Raw genomic sequence first — 17,438 nt, 5'->3', positions numbered from 1 at the left:
TCAATTCCCGAAGGGTTTTAACCAGAGGTAATTATCAATTATCCATTATCAATTAATGAAGGACATTAGGTTTGTAACCATCAACATTAGCTCTTATCCACAAATTTAACCCCCAGTTATAAACCTATCTTGAATAACCTTTGTGTTGAGCTATCATGGTTTTCTGTTTGTTATTAAGTTTGAGTTTGGTTCTGATGGATTTCATCATAGGTGTATGGGTATTGGCAGCCTGTCTAAATAGTATATAATAATGATATATTATGTCGTTATTATATACTATTTGATTAAGTCAATCCTCTTAATGTTACAACCAATAACCACCTCTAGCCCTTCAACTATCCCGCGTCGTTTCCAACTCCCCCTCCGTTCGGTTTTAATTATCCCCTTTCTTTTGCAAATCTTTGCAGCGGTGGGATTAGTGGGTTGGTTCTCCTTTCGCAATGGACGGCAAGCAGTGAATAATGTTGTAGATCAGTTAAAACAAGAACTGACTTACCGGGTAGAAGCAACAGTCCTTTTCTTCCTAGAAGTTCCTCACCAAGTCACTCGCATTAATCTAGATGCGATTCGTCAAGGTTATTTTGATGTAGATTCTTCCCTTGATATTAATCTGCCCTTGAGACGTTACTACCTCAATCAAATTCAACAATTCGATACAGTTAGTGCCATTGGTTATGGTAATGAAAAATTAGAATATCTCGATGTACAGAAGGAAATCGTTGGGGATGGCGAGAATCTGATCGTTACCCGAGCCGGTAAATCGACAGGTTACGCTCGAGTTGTTTATGAGACTAACGAGCAAGGAGAGCTCGGACGAGTATCTTTCAAAAGCCCTAATTATGATCCAAGGGAGCGTCCCTGGTATAAATCCGCAGTTAAAGCTGGAGAAGCAGTTTGGTCACCCATCTTTGTGTATGTGAGCCAGCCAAAAATTGGCATTACTGCTTCAACTCCTGTTTTTGAAGCAGACTCTGAAGTTGTAACGGGTGTCACTGGAGTCAATATAACCCTCGAACATATTAGCAATTTCTTGGAAGAGCTAAAAATCGGCAAATCAGGGCAAGTCTTTATTGTTGAATTGGATGGTTCTTTAGTTGCCACATCTACAGGTGAATCCCCTCTCCTGATTAAAAAAGAGAATCAAGAATCAGTCACCGAAAGAATCACAGCAACAGAAAGCCAGAACAAGTTAACTCGTGCCAGTGTTGACTATATTTTAGGGCAATTCGGCGCCTTAGACCAAATCAAAAGCCCCGAAAAACTAGACTTTAAGTTGGATGGGGAGCGTCAATTTCTGCAAGTAAGTCCCCTGAAAGACGAGCGGGGTATTGAATGGCTGATTGTCCTCGCCATTCCCGAAAAAGACTTCATGGAACAGATCGATGCCAACCGTCGGCAAACTATCGCTCTCTGTTTCCTGGCTCTAGGAGTAGCAATCACTCTAGGTCTGTTCTCATCCTGGTGGATAGCCAAGCCGATTTTGCGCTTGCAAGAATCCGCAGGAGCGATAGCTAATGAAGGCCAACTGATTCACAAAGTTGACATTCGAGGGATCGCTGAATTAGAGAATCTCGGCACATCTTTCAACAGAATGTCCGAACGGTTGCAAGCATCCTTTACTGCTTTAGAACAAGCTAATACCCAACTTGAACAACGAGTACAAGAGCGAACAGCCGAATTAGAAGTAGCCAAAGAAAAAGCCGAAGTCGCTAACCAAGCCAAAAGTTCATTTATTGCCAACATGAGCCACGAACTGAGGAGTCCCCTCAACGCCATCCTCGGCTTCGCTCAAATTATGACCCGCTCCCAAAGCCTCCCTCTTGACCACCAAGAAAACATCGGTATCATCTACCGCAGTGGAGAACACCTCCTCACTCTCATCAACAACGTCCTCGATCTCTCCAAAATAGAGGCCGGTAAAACCACCCTCAATGAAAACAACTTTGACTTGCACCGACTCCTTGACGACATCCATGATATGTTCCAACTCAAAGCAGATAGTAAAGGGTTGCAATTGTTGCTCGAAAGAGAAGAAAACATACCCCGTTACCTGTGTACCGACGAAGTGAAACTACGCCAAGTCCTGATAAATTTGCTCAACAATGCCATCAAATTCACCGAATCAGGAGGTGTTACTCTACGAGTGACCCTCGTCGAAACCACTGAAAATTCCCAGTCCAAAAAAATATCCTTTGCCGTAGAAGATACCGGAGCGGGAATTGCCCCAGAAGAGATTGACAAACTATTTGAAGCCTTTGTCCAAACTGAAACCGGCAAACAATCACAAGAAGGAACAGGGTTAGGCTTGCCCATATCTCGTAAATTCGTCCAGTTGATGGGTGGTGATATCCAAGTCACCTCTCAAGTGGGAAAAGGCACAACCTTCAGTTTTGAAATTCAAGCTGAAGAGGTAGAAGCCAAAGCCTTAGAAACTCAAAAACCAAAACGGAAAGTTATCGCTCTCGCCCCCGCTCAACCACGCTATCGTATCCTGATCGTAGATGACAAAGTCCTAAATCGCCAGTTGTTAGTAAAATTGCTCAATCCCCTAGGATTTGAACTCAAAGAAGCCAGCAATGGCAAAGAAGCTATCGAAATTTTCGAGGTATGGCAACCCCATTTGATTTGGATGGATATGCGGATGCCTGTGATGGATGGTTACGAAGCCACTCAGAAAATTAAAGCTACGACCCAAGGACAAGCGACGGCAATCATTGCCTTGACGGCGAGCGTTCTGGAAGAAGAAAAAGCAGTAGTCCTCTCAGCAGGATGCGATAACTTTATGAGAAAACCCTTTCGAGAAGAAGATATTTTTACCGCGATGCACAAGTATATCGGGGTGGAATTTATTTATGAAAAAGTGGAAGAAAAAACAACAAAGCAAACGAGAGAGATATTAACCCGAGAAAATTTAGCAGCATTACCCGCAGAATGGCAAAGAGAATTAGAGAATGCCATTGTGAATTCAGACCGGAAAACCATTAATGGTATAGTAGAGAAAATTTCTCTGGAAAACGAGGAGTTAGCAGGGGCCTTAAAAGAATGCCTTTATAACTTCGAGTATGAAAAAATCTTGAACATTTTATCTTAAAAAAATAGTTATGATTGAAAATAATGGTCGAATTATTATTGTTGACGATACCCCCGCTAATCTGCATTTATTATCCAATCTTTTGGAGGAACACGACTATGAAGTTAGAGCTTTCCCCAATGCGAAGTTAGCCCTAAAGGCAATGGAAAATTTCCTTCCCGAGTTAATATTACTGGATATTACGATGCCGCAAATGAATGGTTATGAAATGTGTGAGTATCTCAAGGAAGATTTAAAATGGCGAGATATTCCCGTGATTTTTATCAGTGCATTGAACGAAATTTTTGATAAAGTTAGAGCATTTAGCGTGGGGGGAGTAGATTATATTACCAAACCCGTACAAGCTGAAGAAGTTTTGGCTCGCGTTGAAACTCATTTACAACTTTTTCGCTTGCAACAAATTCTCCAACAAACTAACTTTGTTCAGTCTCAAAAATTAGCCCAACAAAATCGACAACTCAAGACACTCAATCAACAACTTAAAGAGAAATACACGCAACTTGAAGAAGCACAACTGCAACTCGTACAACATGAAAAAATGGCAACATTAGGCCAATTGGTGGCCGGGGTTGCCCACGAAATTAATAATCCTCTCGGTTTCATCGGGGGTAATGTTGAGATTCTCAAGGAAAATCTCGCCGATCTGTCAGCAATTATTGAAGGCTATCGTGAAGAATTCCCCAAACCCAGCCCCCAACTAGCCGAAGAGATTGAAGAATTGGATCTTGATTTCGTGCTGGAGGATATTCCCAAAATAATTGCATCCATGCAAGAAGGGATGGAGCGCATTGGTAATATCAGTATATCTCTACGAACATTTTCCCGTACAGATACTGTCAGCAAAACCGAGTTTAATCTGCACGATGGGATAGATAGCACCTTATTAATCTTAAAATACCGCCTGAAAGCAAACGAGCAAAGACCAGCTATTGAAATTGTCAAAAAATATGGGGAAATTCCGACAGTAAAATGCTATCCGGGACAACTAAATCAAGTGTTTATGAACTTATTAGCAAATGCAATCGATGCTTTAGATGAAAGCAATGAAGGGAAAACATTTGCAGAAATAGAAAAACAACCTAATTGCATTACCATTGCCACAGAATTAAGCGAAGACAACAAACAGGTCATTGTTAAAATTGCTGACAATGGAATGGGAATGCCAGAAGAAGTGAAAGCCAGGCTATTCGAGCAAGGATTTACTACCAAAGGAGTGGGCAAAGGAACGGGTTTGGGAATGGCGATCGCCCATCAAATAGTGACAGAAAAACACGGTGGTAAGATTAGTTGTGATTCAACAGTTGGACAAGGTACAACTTTTACAATTATTATTCCTAGATAAAATTTGGCTTGAAACTTCAGTAATAACGACTAACTCAGCATTCCGGCAACACTAATGCTCAAAATCAACAACCGTAAATATTTGTAATAGTTTGGAGTTTCGGCAACCAATCAAGTAAACTAGGGATAAATATCATCAAAATTAGACTCAAGGAAAAACCCAACCAATGCTAGAGACAAAAAACATAAAAATCGCCAATTATCAAACCCTAGAACTAATCCACGAAAGCGAACGTACCCTAGTTTATCGTGGTAGAAATATTGAGACACAGCAACCCGTAATTATCAAATTGATGGCTCAGGAATATCCATCCTTTAACGAATTAGTCCAGTTTAGAAATCAATACGCCATTGCCAAAAATCTAGACATCCTTGGCATTCTCAAACACTACTCACTCTTGCGTTACAAAAATGGCTATGCTCTCATCATGGAAGATATAGAAGCAATCTCCCTCGCAGAATATCAGCACCAATTCTGTGTCTCACTCCAACAATTTTGCGAAATTGCTCTGTCTATAACAGAAATTCTGCATCATCTCCATCAAAATCAAATTATCCATAAAGATATCAAACCAGCAAATATATTAATACATCCAGAAACAAAACAAGTAAAATTAATAGACTTCAGTATCTCATCGTTACTGCCGAAAGAACGAACAAGTTTACAAACCCCCAATGTATTAGAAGGAACTCTAGCTTATATTTCTCCCGAACAAACAGGAAGGATGAATAGAGGCATAGACTATCGCAGCGATTTTTATTCTCTAGGAGTGACATTGTACGAACTGCTGACAGGAAAACTGCCCTTTGAAAGTGAAGATCCCCTGGAATTGGTCCACGCACACATAGCGAAAACTCCTCCGACAATTCCTGATGTGAAAGTGCCAACACCCTTAGCCAATATAGTTGTGAAATTGATGGCCAAAAATGCGGAAGAGCGGTATCAAAGTGCTTTAGGGCTAAAATATGACTTGGAAAAATGTAGGGTTGAATATATTGAAACTGGGAAAATTGAATCGTTTGTCTTGGCAGAGCAAGATAGAAGCGCTCGTTTTTTAATCCCCGAAAAACTATATGGAAGGGAAAAAGAAGTGAAAACTCTTCTTGATGCTTTTGAAAGAGTCGCAGGCGGAAAAACAGAAATGATACTCGTTGCTGGATTTTCTGGAATAGGGAAAACTGCCGTAGTGAATGAAGTGCACAAACCCATCACCAGAAAAAAAGGATATTTTATCAAAGGGAAATACGATCAATTCAATCGCAATATTCCTTTCTCTGCCTTTGTTCAAGCCTTCCGAGACTTAATGGGGCAATTACTGGGAGAAAGTAATGCCCAATTGCAAAAGTGGAAAGGAAAAATCCTGGAAGCAGTGGGAGAAAATGGGCAAGTTCTCATTGAAGTTATTCCCGAACTTGAAAGGATTATCGGAGCACAACCTCCTGTCCCGGAACTATCAGGCAGTGCGGCACAAAACCGCTTTAATCTGCTTTTTGAGAAATTTAGCGCCGTCTTCACCACAAAAGAGCATCCCTTAACCCTGTTTTTAGATGATTTGCAATGGGTGGACTCAGCATCATTAAACTTGCTGAAAGTGCTGATAGGAGATACTCGAACAGGGTATTTATTTTTGTTGGGAGCCTATCGAGATAATGAAGTATTCCCCGCTCATCCGTTGATGTTAACTTTAGCAGAATTAGAGAAGCGGTGCAGCTCTGTGTTGGCGAAGGACACAAACACTCAGTTCTCGCAGTGGCTTAATACGCAACCGAATTCTGAACAAGAGAGGGGACGCACACCAACAGAACAAAATGTGACGATTTCGACAATTACTTTAGCACCCTTGTCTTTGGGTTATATCAATCAATTAATAGCCGAAACCCTGAGTTGTTCGGTAGAGTTAGCTGTTCCCTTAACAGATTTAGTCTATCAAAAGACGAAAGGCAATCCCTTTTTTACCACCCAATTCTTAAAAGGATTGCATGAAGATGAGTTGATTACTTTTAATCCCAATATGGGTTATTGGGAATGCGATTTAGTGAAAGTCCGAGATGCAGCCCTTACAGATGATGTGGTGGAATTTATGGCCACAAGGTTGCACAAGTTGCCCGAAGAAACCCAAAAAGTCCTGAAATTAGCTGCCTGTATTGGGAATCAGTTTGACTTAGAGACTTTAGCCATTATCTACCAAACTTCATCAGAGGAAGTAGCTACCGCTCTATGGAGCGCTCTGCGAGAAGGGCTAATTTTACCCCAAAGTGAAGCATATAAGTTTTTCCAAGGATGGGAAAAAGATGAAGAGAAAGTCGAGGGTATTGCCGTCGGTTATCGGTTCCTACATGATCGCGTTCAACAAGCAGCTTATTCCCTCATTCCCGACGATCAGAAACAGATCACTCACTACCAGATCGGACAACTAATTTACAAAAATACTCCCAAAGCCCGACTAGAAGAGGATATTTTCTCAATTGTTGTTCATTTGAATCGAGGCTTAGAACTACTTAGCGATCGCCACGAGAAAAAAGAACTGGCTCAACTCAATTTAACCGCAGGCAAAAAAGCCATCCAAGCGACAGCTTACGCTGCTGCACTCGAATACCTGTCTGTGGGGCAAAAACTTCTCCCAGAAAATTATTGGAAACAAGAGTATAAACTCGCGCTTTCCTTACACCAAGAACTTGCATTATCTAATTATCTAAATGGTGATTTTAGCGAGGCCCAATCCTTGATAGAAACGGTTTTAGAACAAGCTAAAACAACATTAGATAAAGCTCAGGTCTATGAAATCGCTATTCAGTCCCTTATGTCGCAGCACAAACTTAAGGAAGCGGTTAGCACGGGTTTAGAGATTCTTGACGCATTTGGCATTCAATTCCCCGAAAATACCTCAGAGGATGTCCAACAAGCCTTTGAGACCATGAAAGCCAATTTAGCAGCAGCAAATTTATCTGTGGGAAACTTACTAGAGTTACCGAACAATGAAGATCCGGTCAGTTTAGCGATCGCTCGAATTATGGCTCGATTATACCCAGCATTATTTGGTACTAACCCGAATTTACTTATTTTGGCATTATTCCAGGCCGTTGACTCAGCCTTGCACAATGGCAACGATCCTTTGATTCCCTTTGCTTATGTCTCCTTGGCGTATATGATTCACAGTAAATTCAACAATAGCGAACTGGGCTTTCAGTTCGGTCAGCTTGCTATTGACGTTCTCAATAAACTAGATGCCAAAGAAGTAAAAGGCAAAACCTTTCAAGTGTTCTATGGTCAAGTTAAAGGATGGCAATCTCATATTAAAGAAACAATCGAGCCATTACTAGAAGGGTATCAAAGCTCATTAGAAGTAGGAGATTTAGAATACGCAGGGTATAGTGCAACAATTTACTGTTATCACTCTTACTTTGCTGGAGTCGAACTTTCGACTGTGGAAGCAGCCATGAAGTCTTGCTACACCACAACCAAGGAAAAGTTGAAGCAAACACGAATACTTTACTTGCAAGCAATATTTTATGAATCTGTCTTAAATTTGCAAGGAAAAACGGATAATACTTCCCGCTTACTAGGGTCGATTTGCAATGAAGATGAAGCAATTCCCATTTTACAGCAACAAGTTGATTATACCTCCCTCAACAAAATTTACCTGAATAAAATGATTCTCAGCTATCTTTTTGAGGATTATTCAGCAGCAATTGAATCGGCAAAACTAGCTGAAGAGAATATTCATGGCGTTAATGGACTGTATTCGGTTCCCGTTTTCTACTGGTACGATTCACTGGTAAGAATAGCTTATTTCTCTGAAGTAGCTCAAGACGAGCAAGTGGTTTTATTGCAGAAAGTTTCCTCAAATCAGGAGAAGTTAAAACAATGGATGTATGATGCACCCATGAACTACGCCCATAAATTCAATCTAGTCGAGGCGGAACAACACCGGGTTATGGGACAGAAATTAGAGGCGATGGAATTCTATGAAAAAGCGATCGCCGGAGCCAAAGAAAACAAATACATTCAAGAAGAAGCCCTCGCTAATGAATTATTTAGCAAATTTTACCTCGACTGGGGGCGAGATAAAGAGGCTTCTCTATATATGCAAGAAGCATATTATTGTTACGCTCAGTGGGGAGCCAAAGCCAAAATTGAGCACCTAGAGAAAAAATATCATCAACTACTTAATCCCATTCTACAACGGCAAAAATTAGGTGGAAGTGCCAACAGTACGATATCTACTCTCACTAAAGGAACCCTTTCCCATACCGGAACTTCCACAGGAGAAGTATTAGATTTAGCCAGTCTGATGAAAGCCTCCCGTAGTCTTTCCCAAGAAATCGACCTGGAACGCACTATTGTCAATTTTATCCAAGTCATTCAACAAAACGCCGGAGCTGAAACCGCTTCACTCATGCTCTTTCAAGCAGATGTGCTTATGCTAACAGCCCACGCTATAGGAACAGAAATGTCTGTAATCAACATTCCGGTTGATACCAGTAATAATCTTCCCTTAACCCTAGTTCATAAAGTAAAAAACACGGGAGCGTACCTCGTCCTAGATAATGCCAAAGAAGACAGTAACTATGACCGAGATGATTACATCCAAAAGCATCAAATACAGTCAGTACTATGTATACCTTTAATTAACCGAGGCCAACTTATAGGCATCCTCTACTTAGAAAACAATCAAACGAGCGGAGCATTTACCATTGACCGCATAGAGTTATTGAATTTGCTCTGTTCCCAAGCAGCCATTTCCCTTGAAAATGCACAACTCTACAACAATTTAGAAATCAAAGTACAAGAGCGCACCGCCGAACTATCTCAAGCTCTGGAAAAGTTGAAAAATACTCAAAAACAACTGGTGGAATCAGAAAAAATGGCATCATTGGGAGGACTGGTAGCGGGAGTTGCCCACGAGATCAATACTCCAGTCGGCACCAGCATCACCGTAGCATCAACCCTTAACCAGGAAACTCAAGCATTCGCAGAAACTATAGCTTCTGGTCAAATCAAGCGGTCTTTTTTAAATGATTACATAGAAACTAGCACTGAATGTACACAATTGATTGTCGATAATTTAAAGCGAGCAGGGGAATTAATCGGCAGTTTTAAGCAAGTAGCCGTAGATCAAAGCAATTTAGAAATACGTACCTTTGCCATTAAACCGTACCTAGAGGAACTGCTGACGAGTTTAATGCCTAAGATCCGACAACGGGGGCATCAAGTGAATATCGAAGGAGATGAAAATCTAAATATTACAACCTATCCGGGAGCATTGGCGCAAATAGTTACCAACTTAACCAACAATTCTCTAGTTCATGCTTATCGTGATGGAAAAACGGGAAAATTAAATTGGAGGATAGAACAGGTAAAAGAGCGATTAATTATTGAATATACAGATGATGGTTGTGGGATTTCACAAGCAGAGCTTTCTCAAATTTTTGAGCCATTTTATACAACAGCCAGAAATCAAGGTGGAAGTGGTTTGGGACTGCATATAGTTTATAATTTGGTAACGCAAAAACTGCAAGGAACAATATTGGCACACAGCCAACTAGGAGAGGGGATAAACTTTACCCTCTCCATTCCTCAATAATTTCGGCGTTGCATATTTGTGGGATGAATTGTAGTTTTCGAGACAGAGGAAGTAAAAGATGGGATTTACCTATTCCCAAAAGTTTCATCCCTTGATTCAGCAACGCCATAATTTATACTTCTGTAATTGTATCTGCAACTTCATTTATTTACACTTATGTCTAACAAATCAAGCAAACCCGAACCGGACAAAAAAATTGATGACCTGATAATTTTAGAAGATGAGGATCTTATCTTTTTAGAAGAAGAGGAAACTGAAGAATCTCCCGTTCGAGGCATTGGTAACACTTGGGCAATCCTGATTGTTGATGACGATCCCAGCGTTCATCAAGCCACAAAACTGGCTTTGAAAAATCTTGAATTTGAAGGAAAAGGAATAGAATTTATTTACGCCTATTCTGGTGCAGAAGCAAAAAAAGTTTTGCACTCAAATCCTGATATTGCTTTGGCGTTGTTGGATGTAGTCATGGAAACCAATGATGCTGGCTTGGAAGTTGTGCGTTACATTCGTGAAGATTTAAACAATCGCAAAGTCCAGATTATTTTACGCACTGGACAACCTGGAGAAGCACCAGAAGAATCAGTAATTATCAATTATGAAATCAACGATTATAAGCTCAAAATTGATCTGACGCGACAAAAGCTAGTTACAACAACAATTGCAGCTTTACGCGCATATCAAAATATTGCGACTATAGAACGACAAACTGAAGAATTAGCTCATGCGTTGCAACTGTTGCAAGATACTCAATTGCAACTGGTGCAGAATGAGAAAATGGCAATGCTGGGTAATTGGGCGGCTGGAGTTGCCCACGAAATCAACAATCCTGTAGGGTTTATCAGGGGAAATATTAGTGCGGCACAAGAGCATCTGCAAGATTTATTGACAGCAATTTCTCTGTATGGAGAACATTCTAACCTTCCAGATGAAATCGTCGAAAAACTCGAAGATCTTGAGCTAGAATTTATTGCCGAAGACTTCCCAAAACTGATTGGTTCAATGGAAGAAGGATGTGATATTATTCGCAATATCAGCACATCTTTGCGTACATTTTCGCGTACAGATACCGCAAATAAAACTAAATTTAATCTACACGATGGAATAGATAATACTTTATTAATTTTAAAATATCGCCTGCAAGCTAATGAAAAACGTCCTGCCATTAAGATTATTAAAAATTATGGTAATATTCCAGAAGTGAAATGCTATCCCGGGCAACTAAATCAAGTGTTTATGAATGTATTCGCGAATGGGATTGATGCTTTAGATGAAAGTAATGGGGATAAAAGCTTTGAAGAAATAGAAAAAGAACCAAATCAGATTACTATTGAAACAGAGTTTAGTGCAGACAAACAGAGCGTTATCCTGAAGATTGCCGATAACGGAATGGGAATGCCCGAAGAATTAAAAGCAAGAGTATTCGAGCAAGGATTTACTACAAAAGGAGTGGGCAAAGGAACAGGTTTGGGCATGGCGATCGCCCATCAAATAGTCATAGAAAAACACAGTGGTAAGATTAGGTGTGATTCAACAGTTGGGGCAGGTACAACTTTTACAATTGTGATTCCCAGATAAATAAAATATGGCTTTCCTTTAAACTGTCGCAAGAATTATGGGTGCACTAATGATGAAAACAGACAACTGTAAAGATTTATGATAGTTAGACTTTGATCAAAAAAAGAAGTAAACTAAGCATAAATATCATCAAAATTAGACTCAACAACAAACAAAAGAAACCAATGACTGAAACAAAAAACATAAAAATCGCCAATTATCAAACTCATCAACTCATCTACGAAAGCGAACGTACCCTAGTCTATCGTGGTAGAAATATTGAGACTGAGCAACCCTTAGTAGTCAAATTAATGGGTAACGAATATCCATCCTTTAACGAATTAGTCCAGTTTAGAAATCAATACGCCATTGCCAAAAATCTAGACATCCTCGGCATTCTCAAACACTACTCGCTCTTGCGTTACAAGAATGGCTATGCTCTGATCATGGAAGATATAGGAGCCATCTCTCTGGCAGAATATCAGCAACAATTCTCTGTATCCGTTGCACAATTTTGGGAAATTTCTTTGCAAATAGCAGAAATTCTGCACCATCTCCATCAAAATCAAATTATTCATAAAGATATCAAACCAGCAAATATTTTAATTCATCCAGAAACAAAAGAAGTAAAATTAATAGATTTTAGTATCTCCTCGTTACTACCGAAAGAACGAACAAGTTTGCAAACCCCCAATGTTTTAGAAGGAACTCTGGCTTATATTTCTCCGGAACAAACAGGAAGGATGAATAGAGCTATAGACTATCGCAGTGATTTTTATTCTCTAGGAGTCACATTTTATGAACTGCTGACAGGAAAACGGCCCTTTGAAAGTGAAGACCCCCTGGAATTGGTTCACGCACACATAGCCAAAGCCCCTCCGACAATTGCTGAGAGCCAAGTACCGAAACCATTAGCTAATATAGTTATGAAATTGATGGCCAAAAATGGTGAAGAGCGGTATCAAAGTGCATTGGGGCTAAAATATGACCTAGAAAAATGTAGGGTTGAATATGAAGAAACAGGAAAAATTCAACCTTTTACATTAGGAGAGCGGGATTTGAGCGAGCGCTTTTTAATCCCAGAAAAACTCTATGGCAGGGAAAAAGAAGTCCAAACTTTGCTTGATGCCTTTGAAAGAGTAGCAACAGGAAAAACAGAAATGATGCTAGTAGCAGGATTTTCCGGCATTGGGAAAACTGCCGTGGTAAATGAAGTTCACAAACCCATCACCAGACAGAAAGGATACTTTATCAAAGGCAAATTCGACCAATTCAATCGCAATATTCCCTTCTCTGCCTTTGTCCAAGCATTCCGAGACTTAATGGGGCAAATACTTGGAGAAAGTGATGCCCAATTGCAAGAATGGAAAGGGAAAATCCTAGAAGCATTGGGAGAAAATGGGCAAGTTCTCATTGACGTTATTCCCGAACTGGAAAGGATCGTTGGAGGACAGCCCCCTGTCCCTGAACTCGAAGGCAGTGCTGCCCAGAACCGCTTTAACCTCCTGTTTGAGAAATTTATCGCTGTATTCACAACAATTGAGCATCCTTTAACAATCTTTCTCGATGACTTGCAATGGGCGGACTCAGCCTCGTTAAACTTATTGAAAGTATTGATGGGAGACACTCAAACGGGATATTTGCTCCTGTTGGGGGCATATAGAGATAACGAAGTTTTCCCGGCTCATCCATTGATGTTAACTTTGGCAGAGTTGGAGAAACAACAGACAACAATTTCGACTATTACTCTTGTTCCCTTATCTGTGGCTCATATCAATCAATTGGTGGCGGAAACTCTCAGCTGTTCGGTGGAGTTAGTGGCTCCTTTAACAGATTTAGTTTATCAAAAGACGAAAGGCAATCCCTTCTTTACGACTCAGTTCTTAAAAGGATTGCATGAGGATGAGTTAATTACTTTTAATCAAAATTTGGGATATTGGGAATGCGATTTGGTGAAAGTCCAAGATGCAGCCCTCACAGATGATGTGGTGGAATTTATGGCAGGACGGTTGCACAAGTTGCCAGAAGCTACCCAAGGTGTTTTGAAATTGGCGGCTTGTATCGGCAATCAATTTGACATAGAGACTTTAGCGATTATCTGCGAAACCCCTTCTGAGGAAGTAGCAGCAGCTCTGTGGAGCGCTCTGCGGGAGGGACTAATTTTACCCAAGAGCGAAGCCTATAAGTTTTTTCAAGGATGGAAAAAAGAGGAGGATAATACCGAGGGAATTACAGTGGGCTATCGCTTCTTGCACGATCGCGTTCAACAAGCTGCTTATTCTTTAATTGCTACTGGAGAAGAAAAAGTAACGCATTTAAACATAGGAAAATTATTATTAGAAAAAACATCTAATGATCAACAAGAAAACAAGCTATTTGATATAGTCAATCATTTAAACATTGGTATTGAGCTAGTAACCAGTTCTAGGGAGCGAAACGCTCTGGTGTTGTTGAACTTAAGAGCAAGTCAAAAGGCAAAAACTTCAACTGCCTATGTAGCTGCGAGTGGTTACTTGGCAATCGCCATGGATCTACTGCCTGAAAATTCATGGGAAATTCAGTACGATCTGACACTAGAGCTACACGAGGAAAGAGCAGAAATTGAGGATTTAAAAGGAGACTTTACTGCCTCAAAAAAATACATAGAAGCAATTATTGCCTTTGCTAAAAAAAACCTAGAAAAAGCCAGGATTCATAAACTACTCATTGTTCAATATGCGGCAATGGCTGACTTTGAAGCATCAATCCAGGCGGGTATTACAGGATTACAACTTTTAGGTATTAATTTCCCTCAACAGAATTTATCTGAAGCAGTTGAGCAAGAATATTCTTTAGCACAAAAAACCTTGGGAGAACGGCAGATTAGCGAACTAGAGCAACTTCAAGAAATTGAGAATCCCAAGATCAAAGTTGCCATCAGCTTATTACTCAGTATGCAACCGGTTGGATATTTCTACAAATTGGATGTTTGGGCATTAGCAATTGTGAAATGCGCTCATTTGCTGATGAAATACGGAAATACTGCTGAAGCAGCTCCTGCTTATTCACAGTATGGTATATATTTGAATCTTCATTCAGAAGAATTTCGCACTGGATATAAATTCGGTCGTCTTGGCGTTAACTTGAGCGAAAGATATTTCAATAAAAGTCTTCAAAGTATGACTTATTGTTCCTTCGGACTGTGCTTGAGTCCTTGGGTAGAACCAGCAAAAATCAGCAACAATCTTTCGTTAAAAGGTTACAATTCAGGGCTGGAATATGGGAATTTACAATGGGCAGGTTACAATCTTGCATATCGTTTGTTTATGCTCATTTTTGCCGGAGATCATATACAAGATACTTTGAAAGCAAGTGAAGTATGCCTAGCTTTTGGCGAAAAAAGACAGGATCAAGTCGTAATTGATATGGCAAGATCGTGCCAGAAATTACTTTCCCAACTGGAAGCTGTAGAATTTGCGGAAACAGAAACAGAAGCAGAAGGGCAGGAGGAAGCAAATTTTATCGCAACAATGGCCTATACTCCTCAGTACCTGATTCTTAAATCCCAGGTACTTTACTTGCAAAATCAACCTCAAAAGGCTCTAGAATATGCGATCGAGGCCAAAAGTGTAGTTAAATCTATCCAAGGCAATATTTCGGAAGTAGAACATAACTTTTACTATTCTCTGAGTTTACTTGCCTTGCATCAACCTGGTTCAATAGATGTCAATTCATCCGATTGGCAACAAGCGATCGCTAATCAAGAACAGATGAAAATCTGGGCGAATAATTGCCCAGAAAATTTCTTGCATCGCTATTTAATTGTTGCTGCGGAAATGGCTCGGATATCAGGTCAAATACTTGAAGCAATAGATTTCTACGATAGTGCTATTTCTGAGGCTAAAAGCAATGAGTTTATACAAAACGAAGCCATTGCCAATGAACTTGCAGCTAAATTTTATCTCGACTGGGGTAAAGAAAAAATAGCGTGTACCTATATGCAAGAAGCCTATTATTGTTATGCTCAGTGGGGAGCCAAAGCCAAAACAGACGACCTGGAAAAACGTTATCCCCAACTGCTATCTCCCATTCTCCAACGGCAACAATTGAGTGGAAAAGCCAACGATACGATGGCAAATCTGACTAAAGGAACGGTTACCAATACAAGTACCTCTACTGGAGAAGTGTTAGATTTAGCTAGCCTGATGAAAGCATCCCGCAGCCTTTCCCAAGAAATAAACCTTGAGTGCGCCATTGCTAACTTCATGCAAGTCATCCAAGAAAATGCTGGTGCCGAGACTGTCACATTAATGTTATTCCGTGAGGAAACCTTAATCATAGAAGCCAAGAGCACTGACGGACAAACTCAACCCATAGACAGGATTCCCGTCGAAGACAGCCTAGAAGTACCCTTGGTGATCGTTAATACTGTCAAACACACCCGAACGTCTCTGCTCTTAGATAATGCTGCGGGGGAAACTGACTATGCACGAGATAGGTATATCAAAGAAAATCAACCTCGTTCTATTTTATGTCTGCCTCTATTGAAACGCGGAAAACTTATAGGTATTGTTTATCTTGAAAACAATCGAACAATAGGGGCTTTTACCGCAGATCGGATAGAAGTGCTGAAATTGCTATGTGCTCAAGCTGCTATTACGTTGGAAAACGCCCGACTATACCAACAAGCACAACAAGCACTCCAACTTGAACAAGAACTAAAAGAGCTGCAGCGTACTCAAGTTGCTCTCATTCAAAGTGAAAAAATGTTTAGTTTAGGACAAATGGTTGCTGGCATAGCTCACGAAATCAACAATCCTATCAATTTCATCTATGGAAATATCAATCATGCGAGAGATTATGCCCAGGATTTTATTCGGGTTATTGATCTTTACCAACATCACTTCCCCGAAACCCATCCAGAAATTGAGGAAATTATCGCAGAAATAGATTTGGAGTATTCTCAGGAAGATTTCCACAAAATTTTAGACTCTATGAAAACTGGAGTAGAGCGCGTTCAAAAAATTGTGCTTGCTTTGCGAAACTTTTCTCGATTAGATGAAGCGGAATTGAAAGTAGTAGATTTACATGAGGGAATAGAAAGTACCCTGACTATTTTACAATCTCGGTTAGAGGGGCGAGAAGAAGTAGCAGAAATCCAAATCGTCAAAGATTACCGGAATTTACCCTTAGTCGAGTGTTATGCAAGTCAACTCAATCAGGTGTTTATGAATATTCTCAATAATGCTATTGATGCGTTAGAATCATCACCGGAAATTCAGCCTCGGATTTCCCTACGCACTCAAACTAATGGAGAAACTGTGACGATTGCTATATCGGATAATGGCCAAGGAATAAAGGCCGAAATACGCGATCGCCTATTTGATCCATTTTTTACGACGAAAGCGGTGGGAAAAGGAACTGGTTTGGGTTTATCAATAGCCTATCAAATTATTACCGAACAACACGAAGGAAGTCTCTCTTGTCAATCTCAACCAGGAGAAACAACCTTTTTTATAGAAATTCCTATCCAACAAAAAAAACATTGAATCACTAGTACCGCTACGCGGAAGTCATAATTCATAATTCATAATTCATAAGTTTTGATTGGTAAGGCTTTGAGTATTTTGTTATATCAAATCCGGTAGCATCGGTATAAAAAAATGTTCCATCTTCAGCTATTACCAAATCTTTCTAGCTCTCCCCACCTCTTCATCTCCCCACACTCTTTATCTAATTACACCAATACTAGCGGATTTGATATCACTGGTTACTTATTTCCGTCATCCTGCACTAGGAATAATAGTTGGGAGAGATTGGGGGTGGGGAGATTGAATATTGAAGTAATTATAGAATTATCAACATACACTATATAACCGGATTCTACA

5 protein-coding genes are annotated in these 17,438 nt (G+C 40.1%); all 5 read left to right on the top strand.

Annotated elements, in window-relative coordinates; all coding sequences use genetic code 11:
* Positions 1–301 precede the first annotated feature (301 nt).
* The 5 genes from ACP6PL_RS13095 to ACP6PL_RS13075 all read left to right on the top strand — a co-directional run bounded on the left by ACP6PL_RS13095 (position 302) and on the right by ACP6PL_RS13075 (position 17,099).
* Positions 302–3,091 (top strand): ATP-binding protein, encoded by a 2,790-nt coding sequence (locus ACP6PL_RS13095; protein WP_426545704.1) that lies wholly within the window; start codon positions 302–304, stop codon positions 3,089–3,091.
* A gap of 10 nt (positions 3,092–3,101) precedes the next feature.
* The gene (locus tag ACP6PL_RS13090; RefSeq protein ID WP_426545703.1) at positions 3,102–4,433 is read left to right on the top strand and encodes a hybrid sensor histidine kinase/response regulator; all 1,332 of its coding nucleotides are present in this window, start codon (positions 3,102–3,104) and stop codon (positions 4,431–4,433) included.
* 166 nt (positions 4,434–4,599) lie between these two features.
* Positions 4,600–10,017, top strand: coding sequence for a trifunctional serine/threonine-protein kinase/ATP-binding protein/sensor histidine kinase (locus ACP6PL_RS13085; RefSeq protein ID WP_426545702.1), 5,418 nt, complete (start codon positions 4,600–4,602; stop codon positions 10,015–10,017).
* Positions 10,018–10,173: 156 nt separating this feature from the next.
* Positions 10,174–11,592 carry an ATP-binding protein gene (locus tag ACP6PL_RS13080; protein WP_426545701.1) on the top strand — a complete coding sequence of 473 codons (1,419 nt, stop codon included), beginning with the start codon at positions 10,174–10,176 and terminating at the stop codon, positions 11,590–11,592.
* A 164-nt stretch (positions 11,593–11,756) separates the two neighbouring features.
* Entirely contained in the window at positions 11,757–17,099 is a 5,343-nt protein-coding gene (locus tag ACP6PL_RS13075) for a trifunctional serine/threonine-protein kinase/ATP-binding protein/sensor histidine kinase (protein WP_426545700.1), read from the top strand.
* Positions 17,100–17,438 lie beyond the last annotated feature (339 nt).

Origin of the sequence: Dapis purpurea BLCC-M126 (assembly GCF_050015975.1) — a bacterium.
Taxonomy (GTDB): domain Bacteria; phylum Cyanobacteriota; class Cyanobacteriia; order Cyanobacteriales; family Microcoleaceae; genus Trichodesmium.
Note: the sequence above shows the minus strand (reverse complement) of the source record. Positions and strands in the feature narration are given on the sequence as shown.